The following is a 25,613-nucleotide window of genomic DNA, read 5'->3' as shown; positions in this document are numbered from 1 at the left end:
CCACCCCCCAGGTCATCCCATCGACAGGGGGCAACAGTCATGCCGGGCCCGGAGGCCAGCGGCCCTCTTGCAGGACCGCGAAGAAGATAACGGGGCTCCGGGCATGCCTGCGGGGCCCGCCCGGTGGACGGGCCCCGCAGGCCGTACAAGAAGGGGATACCTCAGGCGGCGGCCTGCGTCTCCCGCGCGAACACCTCCAGGAACGTCTCGCAGAACGCCTTGAGGTCGTCCGGCTTGCGGCTGGTGACCAGCTTGGCGGGCGCGTGGTCGCAGACCTTCACCTGCTCGTCGACCCAGGTCGCACCCGCGTTGCGCAGGTCCGTCTGCAGGCTCGGCCAGCTGGTGAGCACCCGGCCGCGCACCACGTCCGCCTCGATCAGGGTCCAGGGCGCGTGACAGATCGCCGCGACCGGACGGCCCTGCTCGAAGAAGTCCCGCACGAACGCGACGGCCTTGTCATCCATGCGCAGGAAGTCGGGGTTGGCCACCCCGCCCGGCAGGACCAGTCCGCCGAAGGAGTCCGCCGACGTCTCGCCGACCACCTCCTGGACGGGGAAGGTGTCCGCCTTGTCGAGATGGTTGAACGCCTGGATGGTGCCGGACTGCGTCGACACCAGCACGGGTTCGTGCCCGGCGTCCACCGCCGCCTGCCAGGGCTCGGTCAGCTCCACCTGCTCGACGCCCTCGGGTGCGGTGAGAAATGCGATACGCATCGTGTGTCTACGTCCTTCCTTCATTCGTTCCGGTCGGGTTCGGCCCGGCTGATGCCGGCGAGCGCGGACCCCGGCTCGCGGTCCTCGACGAGGTCGCCCAGGCTCACCACCCCCACCGGCAGTCCGTTCTCCACGACCGGGATCCGCCGTACGGTCTGCTCGCGCATCAGCCGGATCGCGGTGGACACGGAGTCGTCGGGGGCCAGGATGAGCGGGTCCGGGGTGCACACCGACGCGGCGCTCACGCCCTGCGGGTCGCGCCCGTCGGCGACCGCCCGGACCGTGATGTCACGGTCGGTGAGCACCCCGACGACCCGCTCGCCGTCGGCCACCACCACGTCGCCGATGTCCTGGGTGCGCATGAGCTGCGCGGCCTCGGCGATCGAGGCGTCCGGGCGCACGGCGACCACGCCAGGGGTCATCACGTCCTTGACACATCGGGTCATGACGTCGGTCTCTTCTCCCATCCCCGGCGTACCGGGACGGCTGGGCATGCGTTCTTCGTTCCCGGCGTACCGGGACGGCTAGGCGTTCTCGGTCTCCCGCGACCGGGTCAGCGCCTCGGCCAGCTCCTGCACGTTGGCGTAGCGGGCCTGCCGCGGCAGGCGTTCCAGGGCGTCGACCAGGGCGTCGGGGGCGTGCCGCCGGGTCAGGGCGCGCATCAGCTCCCGCGGGCCCGCGGGGAACGCCCCCCGGCCCAGGATCCTGGCCAGCTCCAGCCGTACCGACTCCAGCGACGTCGGCGCGCGGCTCGGCGTCACCGGACCGTGCGCCACCTCCGGGTCGTCCTCGGCGGACGGCTCCGGGTCGTGCCACTCCTCGGCACGGGTCGGGTGGCCCGACCTGAGCAGTCCCTGCAGTTCGTGTTTCATCTCGTCGTCGCGGTGGACGCTGAGCCGGTCACTGCCTCGCTGCATGTCTCCCTCCAGCTCCTACGGGGGTCCGCACCGCGTACCCGCCGGGCCGGGACCGACACCGGGTTCCGGGCGGTGGATCCACCGGATGCGGTGACCGGTCGCGGCGGCCCCGGTTTGGCCCCCGCGGTGCGGGAGACCCGGGTGCACGGCCCCCCACGAGCCTCCTGGAGAGGAACGGCCATGGCGGTGCTCGCTGTGCTCATACCGGTGCTCATGCTCGGCATGCTCCTGATGATGGGGCGCTACGAGGACCTCGTGCTGCCGCGCGAGGCGGAACCACCCCGGCCCGAACCCGAACCGGACGCGGCCACCGCCGCCCTGAAACCCTGACGGCCCGGGCCGCCGGACGGCCGCCCGCCGGAGACCCCACCGTCGCATCACGCAGAGTTGCCCGGCGTGAGGGGTTTGCGAGGGGCGGGGGCGGGCAGGGGCAGGGCAGTGCTTCGGACAGGAGGCACGTCCGTGAGGTGGCATCCCCGCCCCGCGTGCCTGTCCCGAAGACCGGTGCGTGTCTCACGGTGACCGTCCGTCCCCGAGCACTCCGAGGGAGTTGCGACGCACCATGCCGACTCGAGCGAGCGCCAGGCCCCACCCCCATGACGACGCCCCCGACACGTCCGCCGCCTTCCGGCGGCTGGCCGGCCTCCCGCCGGGCGAGGAGCGCGACGCGCTCCGCGACGAGATCGTCGAGGCGTGGCTCCCCATGGCCGACCGTCTCGCCGGCCGTTTCCGCAGCCGCGGCGAGAGCTACGACGACCTGCGCCAGGTCGCCGCTCTCGGCCTCGTCAAGGCCGTCGACCGGTACGACCCCGCACTCGGAAACGCCTTCGAGAGCTACGCCGTGCCCACCATCACCGGCGAGATCAAGCGGCACTTCCGCGACCACATGTGGACCCTGCACGTCCCGCGCCGGGTGCAGGACCTGCGCAACCGCGTCCGCTACGCCGCACAGGACCTCTCCCAGACCATCCCCGGCCGCCGTCCCACGGTCGCCGAGCTCGCCGAGCACACCCACCTCACCGAGGAGGACGTGCGCACCGGCCAGGAGGCGCTGGAGAGCTTCTCCGCGCTGTCGCTGGACGCCGAACTCCCCGGCAGCGACGACGGCTACTCCCTGGGGGACGCGCTCGGCGCGCCCGACCCGGCGCTGGACACCGTCGTCGACCGCGAGGCCGTGAAGGACCGGCTCGCCGCCCTGCCCGAGCGCGAGCGGGCCATCCTGTACATGCGGTTCTTCGGCGACATGACACAGAGTCGCATCGCCGAACAGCTCGGCATCTCCCAGATGCACGTCTCCCGCCTGATCAGCCGCTGCTGCGGCCGGGTCCGCGACGAGGTGCTGCACGACGGCGACGACGACTGACGCGCGCTCCGCGGGCCGGGACACGTCCGGCCGGCCGTGACGGGTTGCCGTGGCACGACGCCACGGCAACCACGCATGTCCGGCCCCCTGCCGGGCGGTCCTCCTCACCTGACGCGGCACCGTGGGGCGGGGCCCGGGGGCACGCCGCCACGCGGTGGTGACCGCCGCGGTTCACCCGGTCGGGCCCCGCGCGTCGCGCGAATGGGGTCCGGCCGCGCGCGGCGCGGCGGGCGCGGGGCTGTGATGGATCCCGGGGCGCGACCCCGTGCCCCGCCGACGGGACCACCCGCGCCCGCGGCCAACGCCCACGTGAGGGCCGCCGCCCGGCCACAGCGGGCGGACGGTCCCGCGGGGGCCCCGGGCGCGGCCGCCGCGCCCCAGCCGCCGCTCGAAGGAGCCCGCACCATGCGCCGCACCGCCAGCGCCCTGACCACCGCCGCCCTCGCCGGCACCGCCCTGGGCGTGCTCGGCGTCCTTGCGCAGCCCGCGTCCGCCTCCGACCCGCGCGCCGAGATCAGCCCGGGCAGCGTACGGCCGGGCGGCACGGTCACCGTCACGGTCACCTGCGGCCCGACCGGCGGGCCCGCCCCGCACAGCGTCCAGGCGGCCTCGGAGGCGTTCACGGGCGGCGCGGTCACGCTCGCCAAGGTGCCCGGCGACGACGCCGCCGGCCCCACCTACGAGGGCACGGCGACCCTCCCGGACGCGGCGCCCTTCAAGGCGCGGGAGCCCCGGGCCCGGGCGCGACCGGCGAGGAACCCGAGCCGCCCGGTGAGATCCCGCCGCCCGACAGCGTCCCGGAGATCCCCGACGCGGAGCCCGGCGCGGAGGAGCCGCTCGGCGCGTTCCCCGAGATCCCCGACGTGCCGCTCGACGAGTTCGACGCCCTGTCCGAGGCCCCCGAGGCCCTCTCCGCGCCGGGCGGCTCCGGCGCCGAGTGGACCGTCCACGGCACCTGCCCCGCCGCACCCGGCGGGAAGGGCACACCGTGGAGCGTGTCCTTCACCGTGACCGTGCACTCCGGCGGCACGCCCACCCGCACCCCCGCGCCCACCGCCACGCCCTGCCCCGGCCACCACAGCGGGCCCTGCCCGGCCACCCCGTCCCCGCGCGCCGTGCACGCCGGGGACGGCGGCACCTTCAGCGACTCCGTGCCCGCGCTGGCCGCGGGCGGGCTGCTGATCGCCGGAGCGTTCGGCGCCGCCGCCCACCGGGTGTACCGGGACCGGACCTCGCGCGAGGACGGCTGACCCGCGGCCGCCTCCCGGGGGCGCCGCCCGGCGCGCGCACCGCCCGCCGCGCGACGCGCGCACACCGCGCACGGCACCGGGGGCCCGCCCGGGCACTCATGGCACGGCCGTCCCCTGGGTATCCGACGGACCGGAGGGTACGAGAAGACACCGGCCCGGCGACGCCCGGGCCCGGCAGGACAGGGCGACGACGTCACAGCACGACACCACGGCCGACACCAGGGACTGCGCGGAGGCAGGCATGCGAGGGACGGACCCGCGGGGACACGGCCCCGTCCGCTTCGGGCCGCCCCTCCCCGACGACGGCCTGCCCGTCCTGCCCGAACTGGCCGCCGCGGTCGCCGCGGCGGCGTCCCGCGCGGACGCCGAGCCGGTCGGCGGCGGACCGGCCCTCCTGGACGCCGCCTGCGGCTACGGCGACCGGCGCGGCCTGCCCGCCGCCCCCGACCGGGTCGCCGTCGCCCCCGGGGCCCCCGCGCTCCTGGTGGCCCTGACCGCCGCCATCGGCGGGGACGTGCTCGTGCCGAAACCCTGCGCCGCCTGGTGGGTCCCGTACGCGCGCCTGCTGGGCCGCCCCGTCTTCCACGTGCCGACCCCGGCCGAGAACGGCGGCGTCCCCGACCCGTACGCCCTGCTGGAGACGGTGCGCAGACTGCGCACCGAGGGCGGTGACCCGCGGCTGCTCGTGCTGTCCGTCGCCGACGACCCCACGGCCACCGTCGCCCCGCCGGAACTGCTGCACGCCACCCTGGAGGCGGCCGTCGGCGAAGGGCTCCAGCTGGTCAGCGACGAGACCTGGCGCGACACCCTGCACGCCCCGCAGGACACCGTGCTGCTCAGCCCCGCCGAAATGCTGTCCGACCGGGTCACCGTCGTCACCGACCTGGCCGGTGCGCTGCTCCCGCCCGGCTGGCCGGCGGCGGTGGCCCGGTTCCCGGCGGGGGAGGACGGCAACGCGCTCCACGCGCGGGTGCTCGACGTGCTCACCGCCCTCGACGCGTGTGTCGCCGCGCCGGTCGCCGTCGCCGCCGGGTACGCCCTGTCCGAACCGGAACCGGTCACCGCGCGCGTCGCCGCCACGACCCGGCTGCACGCGCGGGTGGCCGCCGCCGCCCACGCGGCCCTCGTCGGCGCGGGCGTCCTCGCCCGGCCCCCGCAGGCCGGCCGTCACCTGTACGCCGACCTCAGCCCGCTGGCGCCCGCGCTCGCCCCCCACGGCGTCGGCGACGCCCAGGAACTCGAGGACCTCCTCACCGCCCGGCTCGGCATGCACGCGCCCGGCGGACACCGCTTCGGCGACGACCTCGAAGCCCCGCGCGTGCGGCTGTCCACCGCCCCGCTGCTCGGCGAGAACCCCGAGCAGCGGGCGGAATGCCTCGCCGCGCGCGAGCCGTTGGACCTTCCGCAGGTGCGCCGCGCGCTGCACCGCCTCACCTCGGTCCTCGACGACCTCCGCGACGACGTCCGGCGATGGGAGACCCCCCGATGACGCGACAGTCCGAGTCGACGACGAGCCCGACGGCCACGAGCCGGACGACGGCCCCCCGGGCGGACACCGGCCCCGCCGCCCGGGACGCACCGGGCCCGGCCGCCCTCGCACCCCACGCGCCGCCGTACCCGCCACTGGCCGAACCCCGCCCGCTCGCCGAGCGCCGGGTCTGGCCGCGCACCTTCCACGACCGGCTCACCGCGCCCCTGCCCGGCCTCAAGGCGATCGCCCGCTTCGCCCGCGAGGGCGCCGTGCGCCCGGACAGCGACGGGCTCGCGGACATCCCCCGGCTGCCGTACGAGCCCGGCCCGCTGCCGCGCGTCGACGCCGGCACCGTCGCCGTCACCTGGGCGGGCCACGCCAGCTGGGTCGTGCGCATCGGCGGGCTGACCGTGCTCACCGACCCCGTCTGGTCCCGCCGGATCCTCGGCACCCCCGCCCGGGTCACGCCCGTCGGGGTCGCCTGGGACGCCCTGCCGCGCATCGACGCCGTCGTCATCAGCCACAACCACTACGACCACCTCGACGCCCCCACCCTGCGGCGGCTGCCGCGCGACACCCCCGTGTTCGTACCGGCCGGGCTCGGCCGCTGGTTCCACCGCCGCCGCTTCACCCGCGTCACCGAGCTGGACTGGTGGGAGGCCTCCGAACTGGCGCCCCCCGGGGGCGCCCCGGGGCACGGGGACGCGGTCCGCTTCGACTTCGTCCCGGCGCACCACTGGTCCAAGCGCACCCTCACCGACACCTGCCACTCCCTGTGGGGCGGCTGGGTGCTCACCGCGCCCGACGGGCAGCGCGTCTACTTCGCCGGGGACACCGGCTACGGCCACTGGTTCTCCCGCATCGGCCGCCGCTGCCCCGGCATCGACCTGGCACTGCTGCCCATCGGCGCCTACGACCCCCGCTGGTGGCTGCGCGACGTGCACTGCGACCCGGAGGAGGCGGTGCGGGCCGCCCAGGACCTGGGGGCGCGCCGCATGGCGCCGATGCACTGGGGGACCTTCGTGCTGTCCGCCGAGCCGGTCCTCGAACCGCTCACCCGGGTCAGGGCGGCCTGGGCCCGCGCCGGGCTGCCCCGCGCCGACCTGTGGGACCTGCCGGTCGGGGCCTCCCGCGTGCTCACGTGAGAGCGGTCCCGCCCCGCTTCCCGGGGACGGGCCTCACGCCGCGGTGTTCCCCCGCAGCCGGCGCCACAGGCCCGGCGCCACGCTGATCAGCAGCGTCAGGACGACCGCCGCCAGCACGCCCTCCCACGGCTCGGCGAACAGCGACCCCCCGAGGACACCGATCAGCTGGTACGTCACCGCCCAGGCCAGGCAGGCGGGGAGGTTGCCGCGGGCGAAGCGGCGCATCGGCCACTTCGCCAGCAGGCACGCCAGCATCACCGGGAGCCGCCCGGCCGGCATCAGCCGGGACAGCACCAGCACCGCCACGCCGTGGTCGCCCAGCTTCTCCTGGGCCTGCGCCAGCCGGTCCTCCGGCGCCCGGGCGCGGATCGCCTCCAGCCAGCGCGAGCCGCCCCGCGACTTCATCCCGCGCCGGCCCAGCCAGTACAGCGCCATGTCGCCGAGGAACGCCGCCAGCGCCGCCGTCACGAACACCAGGGCCATCGAGAACGGCGCCGTCTGGTGGAAGGCGACCACGGCCGCCGAGCTGACCAGCGCGCCCGTCGGCACGACCGGCACCAGCGCGCCGATCAGCACCAGCAGGAACAGCGAGGGATAGCCGATCGCCTGCTGGGTGGACTCCGGCGCCACGGCCGGGACGACGGCCAGGATCACCGGGTGTCCTCCAGCCGCACGCTCTCCCCGTGCCCGAGCCGGTGCACCGCCACCCGCGGCGCGCTGGCCGCGGCCAGCCGCACGAACTCGTCGCCCGGGGAGTGGAACTCGTGCGGGCGCACCGCGTCCATCCCGATCGGCCAGTACGTGCCGTAGTGCACCGGCACCGCGGTCCGAGCCCCCAGCAGGGCCAGCGCCTGGGCCGCGCGCCCCGCGTCCAGGTGCCCCGCCCCGAGGTACGGGCCCCAGCCGCCCACCGGCAGCAGCGCCACGTCCACCGGACCGACCTCCTCGGCCATCGACTCGAACAGCCCGGTGTCCCCGGCGAAGTAGGTGCGCGCCTCGCCCTCCACGACGTAGCCGAGCGCCGGACACACGTGCCGCCCGACCGGCAGCCGCCGGCCGTCGTGGCGCGCGGGCACCGCCCGCACCACCAGGTCGCCCACCGGCAGCACCTCCCCGGGCGCCATCTCCCGTACCCGCAGCTGCGTGAGCCGGCGCAGCGCCGGCACCGCCCGGAGTGCGCCCCGGGGCACGAGCAGGAGCGTGCCCTCCTCCAGCAGCGCGAGGGAAGGCACGTGCAGATGGTCGGCGTGCAGATGGGACACCAGCGCCACGTCCGCCCGCCGGGCGTCGGGCGGCGGCACCGCACCGCGCCGGCGCCGCAGATGGGCGAGCCGGCGGGCGAACAGCGGGTCGGTCAGCACGCGTGTGTGCGAATCCTCGACCGTGCAAGTGGCGTGACCCCACCAGGTGATCTCCACCGGCACTTCCCCGCCTCCTTCGCGCGACTCCCCGAAGCGTACGTGCAGGAGTAGGGTCGGCGACGAAACCGCCAGGTGAGGGGGCGCCATGGGACCGGTGCGGGTGACGGCGATCGCGAGTCTGACGCCGCTGGAGGAGCTGGACGACGATCCGTTCCTGGTGGACTCCCGCAGCCAGCACGCCATGTGCGCCCGGTGGGCCGCCGAGCGCGGCTACGTCGTGGTCCGGGAACTGCTCGTGCGCGGGCTGCGGCCCGACCACGGCGCGCTGTGGGAGGGAGTGCGGCCCGGCACCGACCTGTTCGTGGCCCCCAGCCGCCGGGTGCTGGAGAGCGCCCTGTCCTCCGTCGAGGAGTTCACCGCCGAGTGCGCGCGGCGCGGGGTGCGCGTGGAGACCGTCGGCCGTCCCGAGCCCGCCTACGACGCGGCGATGAAGGCCCGCGTCCATCGCCGGCTGTCCATGCCGACCGCCGGCTACGACGGCCGCTGACGCCCGAGCCGCCCCGCCCGCCGGGACCGCTCGCCGGGACCGCCCGCCGGGACCGCCCGCCGGGACCGCGCCGAGCGGGGACAAAACGGCCCTTCCGGCCGTTGTGGCAGGGTGGGTACCGGTTTCGAGGGCCGGTCGGTGACGACGGGCGGGGACGCGAGGTGTGGCGGGGCGTGGGCGGCGTGCGGTGGCGACGGGTCGCCAGTCAGATCGGGCGGAGCGTCGCCGTGTGGGTGGTCTCCACCCTCACCATGCTGCTGCTCGCCGGTCTCCTGCCCGACTTCCGGCTGCGCTCCGCGGACGGCGGCAGCGCCACCGACACAGCGGTGACCGCGGCGCTCGGCGCCGGTGCCTTCGGCCTGCTGTCCGCGCTGGTGTGGCCCCTGCTGGTGCGGCTGCTGCTGCTGGTGCCCGCCCTCGTCCTCGGCCTGCTGGTGTTCTTCCTCAACGGCGGGCTGCTGTGGCTGGCCCTGCGCCTCAACCCGGTCGAGCGGGGCTCCGCCGCCCCGGAGACGGCCGTCGTGGTCGCCGCGGTGATGTCCGCCGTCGCCTCCGCCACCGGCGCCGCCCTCGCCGTCCGGGACGACGACGCCTACCGCCGCCGCCTCTACCGCCTCGCCGACCGCCGCCGCCGCTCCGCCGGGCCCTGCCCGGCCACCCCCGGCACGGTCTTCCTCCAGCTCGACGGGGTCGGCCACGACGTCCTGGTGGACGCCGTGGAGCGGGGCCTGATGCCCACCGTCGCCCGCTGGCTCGGCCGGCCGCCCGGCCCCGGCCCGGCCCCGGCGGCGGTCCCCGCACCCGGGGCCCGCCCCACCCACCGGCTCACCCTGTGGCGCACCGACTGGTCCAGCCAGACCGGCGCCACCCAGCTCGGCATCCTGCACGGCAGCAACCACGACGTCCCCGCCTTCCGCTGGTACGAGAAGGAACGCCGGGAGGTGATGGTCTGCAACCGCCCCACCAGCGCCGCCGAGCTCGAGCGCCGTGCCGCCGCTCACGCCGGACACCCCGGGCTGCTCGCCGACGACGGCGCCAGCCGCGGCAACCTGTTCGGCGGCGGCGCCGACCAGCAGGCCCTGGTGCTGTCCATCGCGACCCGCCGCCGCGGCCCCGGCACCCGCTCCCGCGCGGGCTACTTCGCCTACTTCAGCGACCCGGCCAACGCCGTGCGCACCGCCCTGTCCTTCGTCGCCGAGGTCGTGCGCGAGATCGCCCAGTCCACCCGGTCCCGGTTCACCGGCCAGCGCCCGCGCGTCTCCCGAGGCGGCCTCTACCCGTTCGTGCGGGCCTTCGCCACCGTCGTCCAGCGGGACGTCGTGGTCGCCGCCGTGACCGGCGACCTGCTGGCCGGGCGCAGCTCCGTCTACGCCGACCTGGTGGCCTACGACGAGGTCGCCCACCACTCCGGACCCACCGGCCGGGACACCGACAAGGTGCTGCAGCGCCTGGACCGCGCCCTCGCCCTGATCGAGAACGTCGCCGAGCACGCCCCCCGCCCCTACCGCATCGTCGTCCTCTCCGACCACGGGCAGAGCCCCGGCGAGACCTTCCGCGCCCGCTACGGCCTCACCCTCGGCGACCTGGTGCGGGCGGGATGCGGGCTCCCGGTGCCGCGCCGCGCCCGGCGCACCCACAGCGGTGCGGAGGCCCGCGCCGCCGTCCGCGCCGCGCTGCGCAGGCCGGTCGAGGAGGGCGTCGAGCAGTACCGGCCGACCCGCCGCGACGAGCCGATCGCGCTGGCCTCGGGCAACCTCGGCCTGATCTCCTTCCCGGACGTGCCGCACCGGATGACCAAGGAGGAGATCGACGCCCGGTATCCGGCGCTGCTGCCGACCCTCGCCAACCACCCCGGCATCGGCTTCCTCCTGGTGCGCAGCGAACGCCACGGCGGGCTCGTCCTCGGCGCGCAGGGCGCGCAGATCCCGCTCGACCGGCTCGACGAGGACCCGGGCCCGCTCGCCGTGTTCGGGCCGGGCGCCGCCGACGTCGTGCGCCGCACCCACTCCTTCCCGCACACCGCCGACATCATGGTCAACTCCGCCTACGACCCCGCCGGCGGCGAGGTCCTCGCCTTCGAGGAGCAGATCGGCTCGCACGGCGGCCTCGGCGGCGCCCAGGCCCGGCCCTTCCTGCTGTCCCCGCTGGCCCTGACCCCGCCGGTGCCCGAGGGCACCGAACTGCGGGGCGCCGAGGCGGTCCACCGGGTGCTGCGCCGCTGGCTGGAGGAGTCCCGCGGCCGCGCCTCCCCGGCGGCACCGGACCGGGAGCACGCGGCTTGAACACCACGGATCCGCCGCCGGAGAACCCGTCCTCCGGGTGCCGCGGGCCGGGATGTGATCGGATGGGGGAGGGCACCCGGTGACCCGGGCCCCGGACCAGAGCACCACCGGACACCGCAGGACCTTTCGAAAGGATGGCGTCATGGCAGCCACGCGCTCCGCACACACCGTTTGGGAAGGAAATCTCTTCAAGGGCAGCGGGGTCGTCAGCTTCGACTCCTCCGGCAGCATCGCCGACCAGCCCGTCACCTGGGCGTCGCGCGCCGAGGAGGCGAACGGGAAGACCAGCCCCGAGGAGCTGATCGCGGCCGCGCACTCCAGCTGCTTCTCGATGGCCTTCTCCAACATCCTCGACAAGGCCGGCAACCCGCCGACCCGCCTGACCACGTCCGCCGACGTCACCTTCGTGCCCGGCGAGGGCATCACCGCCATCCACCTCACCGTCGAGGGCACCGTCCCCGGCCTGGACGAGGCGGCCTTCCTCGCCGCCGCCGAGGACGCCAAGGTGAACTGCCCGGTCAGCCAGGCGCTGAAGGGCACCGACATCAGCCTGACGGCGAAGCTGGCCTGACCGCACCGCCGCAGCACCGCACGCAGGCCGCCCCCGCCGGGGCGGCCTGTGGCACGTCACCTCCCGGAGCCGACGACGCCATGGAGCCACGCCCCGCCGTCTCCGCCCACCGCGGCGGCAGCGAACAGGCCGCGCCCGCCACCTGGGCCGCCTACGAGGACGCCCTGCGCTCCGGCGCCGAGTACGCCGAGATCGACGTCCGGCGCACCGCGGACGGCGTCTTCGTCGTCCACCACGACGCCCGCGCCGGCGGCACCGGCCCTCCGGTCGCCGCCCTCACCCGCGCCCGGCTGGAGGAACTGACCGGCCGGCCCGTGCCCGTCCTCGACGACGTCCTGGCCCTGGTCGCCGGGCGGCTCGTGGCCCACCTCGACCTCAAGGAGACCGGCCACGAGCGGGAGATCCTGGACCGGGCGGTCGCCCTGCTCGGCGCCGACGGCTGCGTCGCCACCACCCTGGAGGACCGGTCCGTCGCCGCCGTCACCGCCGCCTTCCCCCGCGTGCGCACCCTGCTGTCCCTCGGCCGGGACGGGCGGGAGGTCGGCCGGCGCCGCCTGATGACGACCCGGCTCAGCGAACTGCTCCCCATGCGCCGGGTGCGCGCCTGCGGCGCCCACGGCGTGGCCGTGCACCACCGCCTGGCCCGCGCCACGGTGCTGCGAGAGGCCGCCCGCAACAGCCTTTTCACCATGGTGTGGACGGTCAACGACGACACCTCGATGCGCGCCTTCCTCGACGATCCGCGCGTCGACGTCCTCATCACCGACCGCCCCCGGCGCGCCGTCGCCCTGCGGGACGCACCCGCCGCACGCCACCCGTGAGGCGGAGGCCCCATTGACAAGCACCCCCTCAGGTTTTGGGCTGGAGGGGGAGGAACCCGGACCAGGGTGCTCCGATGGAAGGGGACGGCGATGGGACGTGCGGTCGGGATCGATCTGGGGACCACGAACTCGGTGGTGGCCGTCCTCGAGGGCGGTGAGCCGACCGTCGTCGCCAACGCGGAGGGGGCGCGCACCACGCCGTCCGTCGTGGCGTTCGCCAAGAACGGCGAGGTGCTGGTCGGTGAGGTCGCCAAGCGGCAGGCCGTCACCAACGTGGAGCGCACCGCCCGCTCGGTCAAGCGGCACATGGGGGACGCGCAGTGGCGGTTCCCCCCGGAGGGCAGCATCGACGGCACCCGGTACCGGGCCCAGGAGCTGTCCGCCCGGGTGCTGCAGAAACTGAAGCGGGACGCCGAGTCCTACTTGGGCGAGGACGTTACCGACGCCGTGATCACCGTACCGGCGTACTTCGACGACACGCAGCGGCAGGCCACCAAGGAGGCCGGGGAGGTCGCCGGGCTGAAGGTCCTCAGGATCATCAACGAGCCGACGGCGGCGGCCCTCGCCTACGGTCTGGACAAGGAGAACGAGACCGTCCTGGTCTTCGACCTCGGCGGCGGCACCTTCGACGTGTCGCTGCTGGAGATGGGCGACGGCGTCATCGAGGTGAAGGCCACCAACGGCGACACCGGCCTCGGCGGCGACGACTGGGACCAGCGCCTCGTCGAACACCTCGCCAAGCGGTTCAAGGGCCAGTACGGCATCGACCTGGCCCAGGACAAGATGGCCGTGCAGCGGCTGCGGGAGGCCGCCGAGAAGGCCAAGATCGAACTGTCCTCCTCCACCGAGACGACGATCAACCTCCCCTACATCACGGCCTCCGCCGAGGGTCCCCTGCACCTCGACGAGAAGATCACCCGCGCCCAGTTCCAGGAGCTCACCGAGGATCTGCTGGAACGCTGCAAGACCCCCTTCCACCAGGCCGTCAAGGACGCCGGGGTGAAGCTGAGCGCCATCGACCACGTCATCCTCGTCGGCGGCTCCACGCGGATGCCCGCCGTCACCGACCTGGTTCGCGAGCTGACCGGCAAGGACCCGCACAAGGGCGTCAACCCCGACGAGGTCGTCGCGGTCGGCGCGGCCCTCCAGGCGGGCGTCCTGCGCGGCGACGTCAAGGACGTGCTGCTCCTCGACGTCACTCCGCTGTCCCTGGGCATCGAGACCAAGGGCGGCATCATGACGAAGCTGATCGAGCGCAACACCACGATCCCCACCCGGCGTTCGGAGATCTTCACCACCGCCGCCGACAACCAGCCCTCGGTCGGCATCCAGGTCTACCAGGGCGAACGCGAGATCGCCGCCTACAACAAGAAGCTCGGCGTCTTCGACCTCACCGGTCTGCCGCCCGCCCCGCGCGGCGTCCCGCAGATCGAGGTGGCCTTCGACATCGACGCCAACGGCATCATGCACGTCTCCGCCAAGGATCTCGCCACCGGCCGCGAACAGAAGATGACCGTCACGGGCGGCTCCGCCCTGCCCAAGGACGACATCGACCGCATGATGCGCGAGGCCGAACAGCACGCCGAGGAGGACCGCGCCCGCCGCGAGGCCGCCGAGACCCGCAACCAGGCCGAGCAACTCGTCTACCAGACCGAGCGGTTCCTCACCGACAACGCCGACCGGGTGCCCGCCGACACCAGGTCCGAGGTGGAGAGCGCCGTCGCCGACCTCAAACGGCAGCTGGAGGAGAACGCCGACACCGCGGCCCTGCGTACCGGCGTGGAGAAGCTCGCCTCGGTCAGCCAGCGCATGGGCCAGGCGATGTACGCCAGCGCCGAACAGCCCGGTCCGGGCGGGGGGCAGAGCGCCGGGGGCGGCGCGGACAACTCCGGGCCGTCCCGGGACGACGACGGGGTGGTCGACGCGGAGATCGTCGACGAGGACACCCCCGGGGACGCCGGGAACCGCAAGGGCGGCGACGGCTGACCCGGCGCCGCACCGGGCCGCCGCGGGTCAGTGGCGCTTGCGCCACTCCCGCAGCAGCTCCCGGGTGCGTTCCGTGGTCGCGGCCCGGGCCGTCATGTGGTCCAGCACCTCCAGGTGCACCGCGACCTCCGTCCGGGAGTCGAGGTACAGCGCCCCGGTGAGGTACTCGGTGAACACCATGTCGGGCAATTCCGGTTCGGCGAACCGGAACAGGGAGAACGGCGCGTACGTGCCCGGGTGCGGCCCGCTCGCGAACTCGATGATCTGCAGGGTGACGCGGTCGCGTTCGGACAGCTCCAGCAGCCGGTCCAGCTGCTCGCGCATCACCCCGCCGTCGACGCTGACGGGCCGCCGCAGCACCGTCTCGTCCATGATCACCCACAGGTGGGGCGGGTCCGGGCGTTCCACCAGCCGCTGCCGTTCCAGCCGCAGCGAGACGTGCCGCTCCACCGCGTCCGGCCCGGCGGTGCCGATCGTCCCCGCCTCCAGCACGGCGCGGGCGTACGCCTCCGTCTGGAGCAGCCCCGGCACGAAGTGCGGTTCGTAGGACCGGATGACGCGGGCCGCGCCCTCCAGGCTCACGTACAGGCTGAACCACTCCGGCAGCACGTCGTGGAACCGCTGCCACCAGCCCGGCCGGTTCGCCTCCTCCACCAGCTCCACGAAGGTGACCGCCTCCCGCTCGGACACCCCGTAGGCGTCCAGCAGGATCTGGACGTAGGGCACCTTCAGCGCCACGTCCGCCGTCTCCATCCGCCGCACGGTGGCGGGCGCCACCCGCAGGACCCGGGCGGCCTCCTCGCGTCCGAGACCCGCCGCTTCCCGCAGTTCCTTCAGACGCCTGCCCAGCACCACCTGGCCCACGGTGGGGGCGGCTCGCCGCTCACTCACGCCACGCCTCTCCCACGTGCCCACGCATGCGGTCAGTCTGTCACGTCCGGAGCACACTCTCACGGCACCGGCCGGTGGACGGGTCCGGCCGGGTGACGCGCCCGCCGCCCGCACCATTACCCCGCGGGTAATCGACCGCGCCCCCGCCCCGGCGCCATCGTGGACGCACCGGGTTCCGGGCCGGCGCACTCCGGCCCGGGACCCGGCCCCATCGGACACCGCCACCGCCCGACGGAGAGTGATGCCCCATGTCCGCGCCCCAGCTCGCCGCGCTCGCCCGCACCACCGTGCCGCAGTCCGTGCTGCGCCGCTTCCTCGGCCTCGACGCCGCCGTCACCGGCGTCAACGCGCTCGCCTACCTGGCACTGTCCGGCCCGGTCGGCCGGTTCCTCGGCGTCGACGCCCAACTGCTCCTCGGTGTGGGCGCCTTCCTAGCCGTCTACGCGGCCGGGGTCGCCCTGCTCGCCGCCCGGGACCACCCGCCGGCCCTGGGGGTGCGCGCGGTCGTCGAGGCCAACCTCGCCTGGACCGCGGTAAGTCTGGCCGCGTTCCTGCTGTGGCTCACCCCGACCACCGCGGGCGCCGTCTGGATCGTCCTGCAGGCCCTGGCCGTCGCGGCCTTCGCCGTGCTCCAGCACCTCGCTCTGAAGGGCCGTCAGGTCATCTGTGACTGAAGGTACTTGGCCGTCGCGGGGTCGGCCGGGAGCAGCGCCTCCACGGCCAGCTCGGCGACGGTCACGTCCATCGGCGTATTGAAGGTGGAGACCGACGACACGAACGACAGCGTCCGGCCCCGGTGCTCGATCCGCATCGGCAGCGCGAAGTATGCCGCCACCTCCACGGCCTCGTCGTCCTCCCCGGCGGCCTCCGGCACCGGGTAGGCCGCCACCTCCTCGTACAGGGCCCGCAGGGGCCCGGAGCGGCGCAGCGCGATCTGCCGTTCCATCTGCGCCAGCAGATGCCCGCGCCACTGCCGCAGGTTTCTGATGCGCGGGGCCAGCCCCCGGGGGTGCAGGGTCAGCCGCATGGTGTTCAGCGGCGGTTTCAGCAGGTCCTCGGGCACCCCGTCGAGCAGTTCCAGGACCCCGCTGTTGGCCGCCACGACGTCGTACAGGGCGTTCACCACCAGCGCCGGGTACGGTGCGAAACCGCCGATCAGCTGCTCGATGCCCTCTCGCAGCGCGCCCAGCGCCGGATCGTCCAGCGGGGTCTCCGGGAAGCGCGGCGCGTAACCGGCCGCCAGCAGCAGGGCGTTGCGCTCCCGCACGGGGACGTCCAGATGCTCGGCCAGGCGCAGCACCATCTCCTCGCTGGGCCGGGCCCGGCCGGTCTCGACGAAGCTGATGTGCCGGGCGGAGGAACCGGCCCGCAGGGCCAGCTCCAGCTGGCTGACCCGCCGCTGCTCCCGCCAGGCCCGCAGCAGCGGACCGGCCCCGCCGGCGGCGGAGAGGGAAGGGGGACGGGTTCCGGGCGGGACGGTGGCCATACGGGTGACGTTAGCCGAACGGCCGCCGCCCCGGGCAGCCGTGCGCGGGCCGCGCGGGACCGTCGCCGCACCCTGTGGCAGGCTGAGGAGCGAGCCCCCGTGCGGGCGCGAGCGAGGACCCGACCAGCGAAGGAGCACGCCATGCCCGTCGAACCGCTGTCGCCCGAGGAGATCGAGGACCGCCTCGCCGACCTGCCGGGCTGGACCCTCGACGGGGACCGGCTCACCCGCACCTACCGGCTCGGCTCGCACTTCGCCGCCACCGCGATGGTCGTCCACATCGCCCAGGTGCAGGAGGAGCTCGACCACCACTCCGACCTCACCCTCGGCTACAACACGGTCGCCCTGTCCGTGCACACTCACAGCGCGGGCGGCGCCGTCACGGCCAAGGACCTGGAGCTGGCCCGCCGAGTGCGGGACCTGGCCCCCGCCCACGGGGCACACTGAGGTGCGTGCTCGACTACGACGAGGAAGCCGAACGCTACGACGCCTCCCGCGGGGGTGAGCCCCGGGCCGGTGCCGCCGCCGACGCGGTGCTCGCCCTCCTCCCGGACACCACCCGCGACCTGCTCGACGTGGCCTGCGGCACCGGCATCGTCACCCGGCGGTTCGCCGCCCGCCCCGGGCTGCGCGTCACCGGTGTCGACCTCGCTCCCGCCATGACGCGCCGGGCCGCCGCCCGCCTTCCCGGCACCGTGGTGCGCGCCGACAGCCGCCGGCTGCCGGTGCGCGACGCCGCGGTCGACGCCGTCGTCAGCGTGTGGCTGCTGCACCTGCTGTCCGGGCCCGACGAGGTGCGCCGCGTCATCGGTGAGTGCGCCCGCGTCCTGCGCCCCGGCGGTGTCTACGTCACCACCGTCGGCAAGGCCGCCTCCCACAACGTGGGCAGTGACATCGATGCCGTGCTCGCCTCCCGGCCGCCCAGCCCGGTGCGGGACGGTGCCGCCGAGGTGACCGCCTGCGCCGCCGCCCATGGGCTGCTCCCGGCCGGGCGGGCCCGCTTCACCGGCCACGGCCAGGGCCGCAGCCCCCGGCGTACCATCGCCGACCTGCGGCGCGGCTGGTTCATGACGCTGCCGCCCGGTGATCCGCTGGCCGACGGCTTCGCCGCCCGGCTGGCGCGGCTGCCGGACCAGGACCGGCCCCGGCCGGACCCGGTGTTCGACCTGCGGGCCTTCCGCAAACCGGCCGCCCGCTGACCGGGTTTGCGGGAGCGGCAACATCGTTTGCCGTCCTCCGGTGCGTCGCCGCACCCTGGGCCCACCCGAGCGGAGAGGCTGACCCCATGGCGCACCACCACGAACCGGACCACCACGAACCGCACCACCCGGCACCGGACCACCACGAACCGGATCAGCAGGCACCGCACCACCACGCACCCGACCACCACGACGGACACCACCACCACGGCCACGATCACGCCGACATCGACTGGGCCGAGATGGCCCCGTTGCTCGAATCGCAGGCGGAACTCTTCACGCCGCTGTATGAACGGGCGTTGAGCTGGCTGGCGAAGGAGGTGACCGAGCCGGGACTCGTCGTGGACGCCGGCAGCGGACCCGGCGTCATCTCCGCCCTGTTCGCCGAGACCTTCCCGGGCGCCCGGATCGTCGCCGTGGACGGCTCCGAAGCGCTGCTGGAACGGGCCAGGGACCGGGCGGCACGCCGCGGCGCCGCCGACCGCTTCGGCACCCTCACCGGGGAACTCCCCGACATCCTCGACGAGTTGGACTATCCGGCCGACCTGCTGTGGGCCAGCCGCAGCGTGCACCACCTGGGCGACCAGGGCGCCGCGCTCACCGCGCTGGCGGCCCGGCTCGCGCCCGGCGGCACCCTGGCGGTGATGGAGGGCGGGCTGCCGGCCCGGTTCCTGCCCCGCGACATCGGCATCGGCCGGCCCGGACTCCAGGCCCGGATCGACGCGGTGGAGGAGGACTGGTTCGCCCGCATGCGCGCCGACCTGCCGGGGTCGGTCGCCGAGACCGAGGACTGGCCCGCGCTGCTGGTGGCCGCCGGGCTGCACCACACGCGGACCCGCACCTTCCTCCTCGACCTGCCGGCCCCCACCACCGACCGGGCCCGCGCCTACGTCGCCGCCGTCCTCACCCGCACCCGTGAGTCGCTCGCCGAGGACCTGGACGCCGAGGACCGCGCCACCCTCGACCGCCTCCTCGACCCCGACGACCCGGCGAGCGTCCACCACCGCCCCGACGTCTTCGTGCTGGCGGCCCACACGGTCCACACGGCGGTGCGGCCGGCCTGAGCCGCCCCGGCCGGCGGGCGGCCGCCGGACACGCGACGGCCTCCCCGCGGCCCCGGCAGCGGGGGAGGGGGAGGCCATCGGGCGGTGCTGCGGGCCCTGGCTCAGGCGCCGTTCAGCTGGGCGGGGTCCGGGCCGATGCGCCGGTCCTCGTTCAGCGCGCTGATCGCCGCGAGGTCCTCGGCGTCCAGGGCGAAGTCGAACACGTCGATGTTCTCCCGGATCCGCGACGGGGTCACGGACTTCGGGATCACGACGTTGCCGAGCTGGAGGTGCCAGCTCAGCACCACCTGGGCCGGGGTGCGCTCGTGCTTGCGGGCGATGGCGACGATCGCCGGGACCTCCAGCAGGCCCTTGCCCTGGCCCAGCGGCGACCACGCCTCCGTGGCGATGCCCCGCTCCGCGTGGTACTCACGCGACGCGTGCTGCTGGAGGTGCGGGTGCAGCTCGATCTGGTTCACCGCCGGCACCACCGACGTCTCGGCCGTCAGCCGCTCCAGGTACTCCGGCAGGAAGTTGGACACGCCGATGGCCCGGACCCGGCCGTCCGCGTACAGCTTCTCGAACGCCTTGTACGTCTCGACGTAGAGATCGCGCTCCGGGGTCGGCCAGTGGATGAGGTACAGGTCCACGAAGTCCAGGCCCAGCCTCGACACGGACGCGTCGAAGGCGCGCAGCGTGGCGTCGTACCCCTGGTCGCTGTTCCACAGCTTCGTGGTGACGAACAGTTCCTCGCGGGGCACGCCCGACCGTGCGATCGCCCTGCCGGTGCCCTCCTCGTTGCCGTAGGCGGCCGCGGTGTCGATGCTGCGGTAGCCCGCCTCCAGAGCCGTCGCCACGGCCGTCTCGGCCTCGGCGTCCGGGACCTGCCAGACGCCGAAGCCCAGTTGGGGCATCTCGACGCCGTTGTTGAGGACGATCGGGGGGACCTTGCTCACGAGCTCTCGATCCTTCGGTTGCGGACAATGATGAACAGCCCCATCCTCAACGATCACCGCCCGTCGTGCATTCCCGACCGCGCAATTCACGCGTGGTACAAGGCCTCGACCTCTTCCGTGTACGCCTTTTCGATGGCCCTGCGCTTCAGTTTCAGCGACGGGGTCAGCAGCCCGTGCTCCTCGCTGAACGGCTGCGCCAGGATCCGGAACGTGCGGATCGACTCGGCCTGCGACACCAGGGTGTTGGCCGCCACCACCGCCCGGCGCACCTCCGCCTCCAGGTCGGCGTCGTGCACCAGTTCCGCCGCCGGCAGGGCCGGCTTGCCGCGCATCGCCAGCCAGTGCTCGACGGCCTCCGGATCCAGGGTGATCAGCGCGGCGACGTAGGGCCGGTCGTTGCCGACGACGATGCACTGGTTCACCAGCGGGTGGTCCCGCACCCGCTCCTCCAGCGGGACCGGCGAGACGCTCTTGCCGCCGGAGGTCACCAGGATCTCCTTCTTGCGGCCGGTGATCGTGAGGTAGCCGTCCTCGTCCAGCGCCCCCAGGTCACCGGTGGCGAGCCAGCCGTCGTGCAGCGTCTCGTGCGTCGCCTTCGGGTTGTTGAGGTAGCCCTGGAAGACGTTGTCCCCGTTCAGCCAGATCTCGCCGTCGTCGGCGATGTGCACCGAGACGCCCGGCACCGGCCGGCCCACGGTGCCGAAGCGGGTGCGCTCGGGCGGGTTCGCGGTGGCCGCCGCCGTCGACTCGGTGAGCCCGTACCCCTCGTGGACGTGGATGCCGGCGCCCGCGAAGAACAGTCCGAGCCGCCGGTCCATCGCCGAGCCGCCCGACATGGCGTGCCGGATGCGCCCGCCCATCGCGGCCCGCATCTTCCCGTACACCAGCTTGTCGAACAGCTGGTGCTGCATCCGCAGGCCCGCGGACGGTCCCGGTCCGGTGCCCCACGCCTTAGCCTCCATGGCGTCCGCGTAGTTCACCGCCACCTCGACGGCCTTCTCGAACGCCCCCGAGCGGCCGTCCCGTTCGGCCTTGCGCCGCGCCGCGTTGAACACCTTCTCGAAGATGTACGGCACGGCCAGGAAGAACGTCGGCCGGAAGGACGCCAGGTCCGGCATGAGCGCCGCCGCGTTCAGCTGCGGCTGGTGGCCGAACTTCACCCGGCCCCGGATCGCGGCCACCTCAACCATCCGCCCGAAGACGTGCGCGAGCGGCAGGAACAGCAGAGTCGCCGCCTCGTCGCCCCGGCGGGAGTGGAACACCGGCTCCCAGCGCTCGATGACGGTGTCGGCCTCGTACATGAAGTTGCCGTGCGAGAGCACACAGCCCTTCGGACGGCCCGTGGTGCCGGAGGTGTAGATGACGGTGGCCACCGTGTCGGGGGTGACGGCCCGGCGGTGCCGGTGCACGACGTCGTCGTCGAGGTGGGCGCCCGCGTCGTACAGCTCCTGGACCGCGCCGGCGTCGAGCTGCCACAGCCGCCGCATCCCGGGCAGCCGGTCGATGACGGTGGCGATGGTCATCGCGTGGTCCTCGTGCTCCACGACCGCCGCGCTCACCTCCGCGTCGTGCAGCATCCACAGACACTGCTCCGCCGACGACGTCGGGTACACCGGCACCACCTGGGCGCCGACCGTCCACAGCGCGAAGTCGAACAGCGTCCACTCGTAGCGGGTGCGGGACATGATCGCGACGCGGTCGCCGAACCGGACGCCCTGCGCGAGCAGGCCCTTGGCGAGGGCGAGCACCTCGTCGCGGAACTCGGCGCTGGTCACGTCCCGCCACACGCCGTCGGCGTCCTTGCGGCCCAGCGCGACCCGCGTGGGGTCCTCCTGCGCGTACCGGAACACGACATCGGCCAGACCGCCCACCGGAGGCGGCAACGTCAACGCAGGGCTGGTGAACTCGCGCAACTCCGCTCCCGTTCCCCGCTCCCCGGCACTCGTACGATCGGACGTCGGGCCGCGCCCGGCGGTGAGGCCCGGCACGGCGCGGTGAAAGCTACCCCACCCGCCCGGGACGGCGGGAGAGGTGCGGAAGCTGAACGGGACTCGCGTTCGCGCAGGTCAGCGCCGGAGAATGCACGCACAAGGGGAAGGGTCGGACAGATTCCTGACTTTTGAGTAAGCATTGCGGAGGCAATCTCCACCGAATCTGTACGCCGGGATTACCGGCGCTTGACGGTCGGCCCGGCGGCCGGACCCCCGGGCAGGCCTCCCGGCCCGCGGTGACCGCGGCCCGGACCGTCACCCGCCCCGGTGCAGCCGGTCCCCGCCCGCCAGGATCGCCGCCGCCAGCGCCTGCGCCGCGCCCTCCGCGGACGGCCGCCGGTCCCCGCGCACCACCACGAAGTCCACCCGCCCCGGCTCCGGCAGCCCGGCCCGGTCCGGCAGCCGCACCAGCCCCGGCGGGACCAGCCCCCGCGAGTGCACCATCACGCCCAGCCCGGCCCGGGCGGCGGCGACCAGCCCGTTGAGGCTGCCGCTCTGGCACACGATCCGCCACTCCCGGCCCTGCCGCTCCAGCGCCCGCAGGGCGAGCGCCCGCGTGATGCCCGGCGGCGGGTACACGATCAACGGCACCGGCCGGTCCGGATCCACCCGCACACCCGGCGCGCCGACCCACACCAGCTCGTCGCGCCACACCAGTTCACCGCTCGGATCCTGCGGCCGGCGCTTGGCCAGCACCAGGTCCAGCCGGCCGGCGGCCAGCTGCGCGTGCAGCGTGCCCGACAGCTCGACCGTCAGCTCCAGGTCCACCTCGGGGTGCTCGTGCCGGAACCGCTCCAGGATCTCCGGCAGCCGGGTCAGCACGAAGTCCTCCGATGCCCCGAACCGCAGCCGTCCCCGCACCCGGGTGCCCGCGAAGTGCCGCGCCGCCTGCTCCTGCACGTCGAGGATGCGCCGGGCGAAGCCGAGCATCGCCTCGCCGTCCTCCGTCAGCTCCACCGCGTGGGTGTCCCGGGTGAACAGCGGTCGTCCGGTGGCCTCTTCCAGCCGCCGCACGTGCTGGCTTACCGTCGACTGACGCAGCCCGAGCCGCCGCGCGGCCTGCGTGAAGCTCAGCGTCTGCGCCACCGACAGGAACGTCCTGAGGTGCCCCGGCTCGTACACGGGAGCAGGTTATCGCGAACCGTGATGACAGTCAGAGCGGTGTGCGGCATTCCCGATCACCGGCCGCTGACGCACGATGGGCACGAGGGGGCTGAGGGACGGAACCACCCCCTCCCGAAGCCCGCCCGACCGCGCCGGGCACCGACCGCACGAGCACGGGAGCACCGTTGACACGCCTGCGCCGGCCGAGCCGGATGCCGCTCGACCCGTACCTCCTGCTCCTGCTCGCCACGGTGGGGCCCGCCCTGCTCCTCCCGGCGCGCGGCACCGCCGCGGACCTCGCCTCCGGCGCCTCCACGACAGCGATCGCGGCCCTCTTCTTCCTCTACGGCGCCCGCCTGCCCACCCGCGAGGCACTGGACGGACTCCGCCACTGGCGGCTCCACCTCACCGTGCTGGCCTGCACCTTCGTCCTCTTCCCCCTGCTCGGCCTGGCCGCCGGCGCACTCGTCCCCACGGTCCTCACCGACCCCCTCCACCAGGGGCTGCTGTTCCTCACCCTGGTCCCGTCCACCATCCAGTCCTCCATCGCCTTCACCTCCATGGCCCGCGGCAACGTGCCCGCCGCGATCTGCGCCGGCTCCTTCTCCTCCCTCGCCGGCATCCTCCTCACCCCGCTGCTCGCGGCGGCCCTGCTCGGCGGCACGGGCGCCTTCTCCGGCGACTCCGTCCTGCGGATCGTGCTGCAACTGCTCGCGCCGTTCCTCGCCGGGCAGCTGCTGCGCCGCTGGATCGGCGCGTTCGCCGTCCGCCACCGCCGGATCCTCGGCCTGGTGGACCGAGGCTCGATCCTCCTCGTCGTGTACACCGCGTTCAGCGCGGGCACGGTGCAGGGCACCTGGCAGCAGGTGAGCCCCGCCCGGCTCGGCGCCGTGCTCGCCGTCGAGGCCGTGCTGCTCGCCGTCATGCTCCTGACGACCTGGTACGGCGCCGGGGCGCTGGGCTTCGGCCGCGCGGACCGGATCGCCATCCAGTTCGCCGGGTCCAAGAAGTCGCTGGCCGCCGGACTGCCCATGGCCGGCGTCCTGTTCGGCGCGCAGGCGTCCCTGGCGCTGCTGCCGCTGATGCTGTTCCACCAGCTGCAGCTGATGGTCTGCGCGGTGATCGCCGGGCGACGCTCCCGCGACCCCGCCGAAGCGCCCGACGCCGACGCCGACGCGGACGCCGACGTCGACGCGGACGTCGACGCGGACGTCGACGCGGACGTCGACGCCGGTGTCAGGTCACCGGGCCGAGCCGGACCGTCACGAACCGGGGCCGGTACAGGGACACGTTCCGGCTGAGCATCACCGCGGCACCGGCCGTCTCCATCCAGTTGACGTCGTAGCTGAGCACCAACCGCCCGTCCCGGCTCAGCTCGGGATGCGTCTGCGGGTTGTAGGCGGCGGTGCCCTCCTGCGGCAGCCCGGGGCTGATCTCCTTCTCCGGCCCGTGCCACGGCCCGGCCGGCGAGCACGCCCAGTACGACGCGATCGTGGTGAGCCCCTTCGCGCCCGCCGCCATCGTGAACAGCACGTACGTGCCGTCCTCGCGCACCACCGAGAAGGCGCTGCCCACCCCGGCGCGCCGTCCGTCGCCGAGGATCGGGCGCGGCTCGGCCCGGGTCTGCCACTCGGAGCCGTTCCAGAACTCCCAGGCCGCCGGATCGCCCAGGCCGCCCTCCGGCACCCGCGCCACGTACGCCCGCGAGACCGGCCGGGACACCGCACGGCCGTCGTCCCCGCCGAAGACGTACGTCCAGCCGTCCTCCTCGGTCAGGGTGGTGCCGAACAGCACCCGGCGCGACGGGTCGGCGACCTGCTGCTGGTCGTGGACCGTGGTGACCGACTCCAGGCGCAGGCCGGGCAGGGAGAGCGTGGCCACCTCGGTGGCGGTGGGCACCCCGTAGATCCACGGGGACGGCCCCGTCCGGCGCACCCAGAGCAGCACCCGCACGACCTTCTCGGCGGAGCCGGGGGAGCGCGGCTCCACCCGGGCGGCGACCGGCCAGCGCCACTGGCCGGGCCCTGGATCCGCGAACAGGGGGGCGGGCAGGGTGCGTTCCAGGCGGCCGTCGCGCATCAGCACGGCGGAGTTGCGGACCATCGGCGCGGTGGGTTCCCGCCAGGCGGAGGACTCGCCGACCGGGTTGGGCGGGCCGTTCACCCGGCCCAGGAAGGTGTCGGAGAACAGCCACAGCAGCCGGCCGTCCGGCAGCCGCACCGAGTGGGTGCCGTCACCGCCCGTCCAGTCGTCGGTGCGGGCGGCGTCGTCGCCGTAGCGGGCGAACTCGGCGGTGAGGGCGTCGTCGGCCGCCCACGAGGCGACCGTGCGCGGCGCGCAGCCGCCGTCGTCCGGCGGACCGTCGTCCGGGTCCCCGGAGAGCAGCACGGCGCCGAGCACCAGGGCCAGCACCACACCGATCCCGGTCCCCGTCCGCCGCCGTGCTCGTGCTGTGTCGTCGGGCACGCTTCGCGACGTTAGTGGCCCGTGGTGTCCGGGTCCATGGCGCCCCGGCG

General features: G+C 74.7%; 26 protein-coding genes. 15 read left to right on the top strand and 11 right to left on the bottom strand.

What is annotated here, in order from left to right; genetic code table 11:
* Positions 1-161 precede the first annotated feature (161 nt).
* The 3 genes from ACIRPP_RS25895 to ACIRPP_RS25885 all read right to left on the bottom strand — a co-directional run bounded on the left by ACIRPP_RS25895 (position 162) and on the right by ACIRPP_RS25885 (position 1,630).
* On the bottom strand, positions 162-713 hold the full coding sequence (locus tag ACIRPP_RS25895; protein WP_403647249.1) for a type 1 glutamine amidotransferase domain-containing protein: 552 nt from the start codon (positions 711-713) through the stop codon (positions 162-164).
* Positions 714-733: 20 nt separating this feature from the next.
* Positions 734-1,159, bottom strand: coding sequence for a CBS domain-containing protein (locus tag ACIRPP_RS25890; protein WP_403647246.1), 426 nt, complete (start codon positions 1,157-1,159; stop codon positions 734-736).
* Positions 1,160-1,237: 78 nt separating this feature from the next.
* Entirely contained in the window at positions 1,238-1,630 is a 393-nt protein-coding gene (locus ACIRPP_RS25885; RefSeq protein ID WP_403647243.1) for a DUF2795 domain-containing protein, read from the bottom strand.
* A 180-nt stretch (positions 1,631-1,810) separates the two neighbouring features.
* Here ACIRPP_RS25885 and ACIRPP_RS25880 point away from each other — a divergent pair, with 180 nt between their 5' ends.
* From ACIRPP_RS25880 to ACIRPP_RS25860, 5 genes are all read left to right on the top strand, one after another.
* Positions 1,811-1,960 (top strand): hypothetical protein, encoded by a 150-nt coding sequence (locus ACIRPP_RS25880; protein WP_403647240.1) that lies wholly within the window; start codon positions 1,811-1,813, stop codon positions 1,958-1,960.
* 232 nt (positions 1,961-2,192) lie between these two features.
* Positions 2,193-2,993 (top strand): RNA polymerase sigma factor SigF, encoded by an 801-nt coding sequence (locus ACIRPP_RS25875; RefSeq protein WP_403647237.1) that lies wholly within the window; start codon positions 2,193-2,195, stop codon positions 2,991-2,993.
* Positions 2,994-3,856: 863 nt separating this feature from the next.
* Entirely contained in the window at positions 3,857-4,243 is a 387-nt protein-coding gene (locus tag ACIRPP_RS25870) for a hypothetical protein (protein ID WP_403647234.1), read from the top strand.
* Positions 4,244-4,484: 241 nt separating this feature from the next.
* Positions 4,485-5,732 (top strand): aminotransferase class I/II-fold pyridoxal phosphate-dependent enzyme, encoded by a 1,248-nt coding sequence (locus ACIRPP_RS25865; RefSeq protein ID WP_403647231.1) that lies wholly within the window; start codon positions 4,485-4,487, stop codon positions 5,730-5,732.
* On the top strand, positions 5,729-6,859 hold the full coding sequence (locus ACIRPP_RS25860; RefSeq protein WP_403647228.1) for an MBL fold metallo-hydrolase: 1,131 nt from the start codon (positions 5,729-5,731) through the stop codon (positions 6,857-6,859). Before ACIRPP_RS25865 ends, ACIRPP_RS25860 begins: the two co-directional genes overlap by 4 nt.
* A gap of 33 nt (positions 6,860-6,892) precedes the next feature.
* Here ACIRPP_RS25860 and ACIRPP_RS25855 read toward each other — a convergent pair whose 3' ends face one another.
* The gene (locus ACIRPP_RS25855; RefSeq protein ID WP_403647281.1) at positions 6,893-7,510 is read right to left on the bottom strand and encodes a DedA family protein; all 618 of its coding nucleotides are present in this window, start codon (positions 7,508-7,510) and stop codon (positions 6,893-6,895) included.
* Positions 7,510-8,283 carry an MBL fold metallo-hydrolase gene (locus ACIRPP_RS25850; protein WP_403647225.1) on the bottom strand — a complete coding sequence of 258 codons (774 nt, stop codon included), beginning with the start codon at positions 8,281-8,283 and terminating at the stop codon, positions 7,510-7,512. The genes ACIRPP_RS25855 and ACIRPP_RS25850 overlap by 1 nt, the downstream gene beginning before the upstream one ends.
* 82 nt (positions 8,284-8,365) lie before the next feature.
* Here ACIRPP_RS25850 and ACIRPP_RS25845 point away from each other — a divergent pair, with 82 nt between their 5' ends.
* From ACIRPP_RS25845 to dnaK, 5 genes are all read left to right on the top strand, one after another.
* Positions 8,366-8,767, top strand: a complete 402-nt coding sequence (locus ACIRPP_RS25845) for a hypothetical protein (protein WP_403647222.1) — start codon at positions 8,366-8,368, stop codon at positions 8,765-8,767.
* A 173-nt stretch (positions 8,768-8,940) separates the two neighbouring features.
* Positions 8,941-11,049: a phage holin family protein gene (locus ACIRPP_RS25840; protein WP_403647219.1), complete on the top strand. Its 2,109-nt coding sequence runs from the start codon at positions 8,941-8,943 to the stop codon at positions 11,047-11,049.
* A gap of 142 nt (positions 11,050-11,191) precedes the next feature.
* Positions 11,192-11,620: an OsmC family peroxiredoxin gene (locus ACIRPP_RS25835; protein WP_403647216.1), complete on the top strand. Its 429-nt coding sequence runs from the start codon at positions 11,192-11,194 to the stop codon at positions 11,618-11,620.
* A gap of 80 nt (positions 11,621-11,700) precedes the next feature.
* Positions 11,701-12,441 carry a glycerophosphodiester phosphodiesterase family protein gene (locus tag ACIRPP_RS25830; RefSeq protein ID WP_403647213.1) on the top strand — a complete coding sequence of 247 codons (741 nt, stop codon included), beginning with the start codon at positions 11,701-11,703 and terminating at the stop codon, positions 12,439-12,441.
* 90 nt (positions 12,442-12,531) lie between these two features.
* On the top strand, positions 12,532-14,427 hold the full coding sequence (gene dnaK / locus ACIRPP_RS25825; protein WP_403647210.1) for a molecular chaperone DnaK: 1,896 nt from the start codon (positions 12,532-12,534) through the stop codon (positions 14,425-14,427).
* 27 nt (positions 14,428-14,454) lie between these two features.
* On the opposite strand, the gene ACIRPP_RS25820 is transcribed toward dnaK, so the two are convergent.
* Entirely contained in the window at positions 14,455-15,318 is an 864-nt protein-coding gene (locus ACIRPP_RS25820; RefSeq protein ID WP_403647207.1) for a helix-turn-helix domain-containing protein, read from the bottom strand.
* A gap of 248 nt (positions 15,319-15,566) precedes the next feature.
* Between ACIRPP_RS25820 and ACIRPP_RS25815 the strand changes: the two genes are divergently transcribed.
* Positions 15,567-15,992, top strand: coding sequence for a hypothetical protein (locus ACIRPP_RS25815; protein ID WP_403647204.1), 426 nt, complete (start codon positions 15,567-15,569; stop codon positions 15,990-15,992).
* Here ACIRPP_RS25815 and ACIRPP_RS25810 read toward each other — a convergent pair.
* On the bottom strand, positions 15,974-16,804 hold the full coding sequence (locus ACIRPP_RS25810) for a helix-turn-helix domain-containing protein (protein ID WP_403647201.1): 831 nt from the start codon (positions 16,802-16,804) through the stop codon (positions 15,974-15,976). The two genes, ACIRPP_RS25815 and ACIRPP_RS25810, sit on opposite strands and share 19 nt — an antisense overlap.
* Positions 16,805-16,945: 141 nt before the next feature.
* On the opposite strand from ACIRPP_RS25810, the gene ACIRPP_RS25805 reads away from it, so the two are divergent.
* The 3 genes from ACIRPP_RS25805 (at position 16,946) to ACIRPP_RS25795 (ending at position 19,067) form a co-directional block, all read left to right on the top strand.
* Positions 16,946-17,251, top strand: coding sequence for a 4a-hydroxytetrahydrobiopterin dehydratase (locus tag ACIRPP_RS25805; protein ID WP_403647198.1), 306 nt, complete (start codon positions 16,946-16,948; stop codon positions 17,249-17,251).
* Between the two features lie 5 nt (positions 17,252-17,256).
* Positions 17,257-18,003 (top strand): class I SAM-dependent methyltransferase, encoded by a 747-nt coding sequence (locus ACIRPP_RS25800; protein WP_403647195.1) that lies wholly within the window; start codon positions 17,257-17,259, stop codon positions 18,001-18,003.
* An 86-nt stretch (positions 18,004-18,089) separates the two neighbouring features.
* The gene (locus ACIRPP_RS25795; RefSeq protein ID WP_403647192.1) at positions 18,090-19,067 is read left to right on the top strand and encodes a class I SAM-dependent methyltransferase; all 978 of its coding nucleotides are present in this window, start codon (positions 18,090-18,092) and stop codon (positions 19,065-19,067) included.
* A gap of 101 nt (positions 19,068-19,168) precedes the next feature.
* Here ACIRPP_RS25795 and ACIRPP_RS25790 read toward each other — a convergent pair whose 3' ends face one another.
* The 3 genes from ACIRPP_RS25790 to ACIRPP_RS25780 form a co-directional block, all read right to left on the bottom strand.
* Positions 19,169-19,960: an aldo/keto reductase gene (locus tag ACIRPP_RS25790; RefSeq protein ID WP_403647279.1), complete on the bottom strand. Its 792-nt coding sequence runs from the start codon at positions 19,958-19,960 to the stop codon at positions 19,169-19,171.
* Positions 19,961-20,088: 128 nt separating this feature from the next.
* Complete coding sequence (locus ACIRPP_RS25785; protein WP_403647189.1) at positions 20,089-21,915, bottom strand: AMP-dependent synthetase/ligase; 1,827 nt, start codon at positions 21,913-21,915, stop codon at positions 20,089-20,091.
* Positions 21,916-22,248: 333 nt separating this feature from the next.
* On the bottom strand, positions 22,249-23,115 hold the full coding sequence (locus tag ACIRPP_RS25780; RefSeq protein ID WP_192232063.1) for a LysR family transcriptional regulator: 867 nt from the start codon (positions 23,113-23,115) through the stop codon (positions 22,249-22,251).
* A 194-nt stretch (positions 23,116-23,309) separates the two neighbouring features.
* Here ACIRPP_RS25780 and ACIRPP_RS25775 point away from each other — a divergent pair, with 194 nt between their 5' ends.
* Complete coding sequence (locus ACIRPP_RS25775) at positions 23,310-24,398, top strand: bile acid:sodium symporter family protein (RefSeq protein ID WP_403647276.1); 1,089 nt, start codon at positions 23,310-23,312, stop codon at positions 24,396-24,398.
* Here the strand turns inward: ACIRPP_RS25775 and ACIRPP_RS25770 are convergent.
* A complete protein-coding gene (locus ACIRPP_RS25770; RefSeq protein ID WP_403647186.1) occupies positions 24,334-25,563 on the bottom strand; it encodes a DUF4185 domain-containing protein in 1,230 nt (409 codons plus the stop codon). The genes ACIRPP_RS25775 and ACIRPP_RS25770 overlap by 65 nt on opposite strands.
* Between the last annotated feature and the right edge of the window lie 50 nt (positions 25,564-25,613).

It is taken from the genome of Streptomyces sp. NPDC101219 (assembly GCF_044767675.1).
Taxonomy (GTDB): Bacteria; Actinomycetota; Actinomycetes; order Streptomycetales; family Streptomycetaceae; genus Streptomyces.
Note: the sequence above shows the minus strand (reverse complement) of the source record. Positions and strands in the feature narration are given on the sequence as shown.

Coding starts and splice junctions, on each gene's coding strand:
- ACIRPP_RS25895 (WP_403647249.1), bottom strand. CDS start 713: ATGCGTATCGCATTTCTCACCGCACCCGAGGGCGTCGAGCAGGTGGAG.
- ACIRPP_RS25890 (WP_403647246.1), bottom strand. CDS start 1,159: ATGACCCGATGTGTCAAGGACGTGATGACCCCTGGCGTGGTCGCCGTG.
- ACIRPP_RS25885 (WP_403647243.1), bottom strand. CDS start 1,630: ATGCAGCGAGGCAGTGACCGGCTCAGCGTCCACCGCGACGACGAGATG.
- ACIRPP_RS25880 (WP_403647240.1), top strand. CDS start 1,811: ATGGCGGTGCTCGCTGTGCTCATACCGGTGCTCATGCTCGGCATGCTC.
- ACIRPP_RS25875 (WP_403647237.1), top strand. CDS start 2,193: ATGCCGACTCGAGCGAGCGCCAGGCCCCACCCCCATGACGACGCCCCC.
- ACIRPP_RS25865 (WP_403647231.1), top strand. CDS start 4,485: ATGCGAGGGACGGACCCGCGGGGACACGGCCCCGTCCGCTTCGGGCCG.
- ACIRPP_RS25860 (WP_403647228.1), top strand. CDS start 5,729: ATGACGCGACAGTCCGAGTCGACGACGAGCCCGACGGCCACGAGCCGG.
- ACIRPP_RS25845 (WP_403647222.1), top strand. CDS start 8,366: ATGGGACCGGTGCGGGTGACGGCGATCGCGAGTCTGACGCCGCTGGAG.
- ACIRPP_RS25835 (WP_403647216.1), top strand. CDS start 11,192: ATGGCAGCCACGCGCTCCGCACACACCGTTTGGGAAGGAAATCTCTTC.
- ACIRPP_RS25830 (WP_403647213.1), top strand. CDS start 11,701: ATGGAGCCACGCCCCGCCGTCTCCGCCCACCGCGGCGGCAGCGAACAG.
- dnaK (WP_403647210.1), top strand. CDS start 12,532: ATGGGACGTGCGGTCGGGATCGATCTGGGGACCACGAACTCGGTGGTG.
- ACIRPP_RS25815 (WP_403647204.1), top strand. CDS start 15,567: ATGTCCGCGCCCCAGCTCGCCGCGCTCGCCCGCACCACCGTGCCGCAG.
- ACIRPP_RS25810 (WP_403647201.1), bottom strand. CDS start 16,804: ATGGCCACCGTCCCGCCCGGAACCCGTCCCCCTTCCCTCTCCGCCGCC.
- ACIRPP_RS25805 (WP_403647198.1), top strand. CDS start 16,946: ATGCCCGTCGAACCGCTGTCGCCCGAGGAGATCGAGGACCGCCTCGCC.
- ACIRPP_RS25795 (WP_403647192.1), top strand. CDS start 18,090: ATGGCGCACCACCACGAACCGGACCACCACGAACCGCACCACCCGGCA.
- ACIRPP_RS25790 (WP_403647279.1), bottom strand. CDS start 19,960: ATGCCCCAACTGGGCTTCGGCGTCTGGCAGGTCCCGGACGCCGAGGCC.
- ACIRPP_RS25775 (WP_403647276.1), top strand. CDS start 23,310: ATGCCGCTCGACCCGTACCTCCTGCTCCTGCTCGCCACGGTGGGGCCC.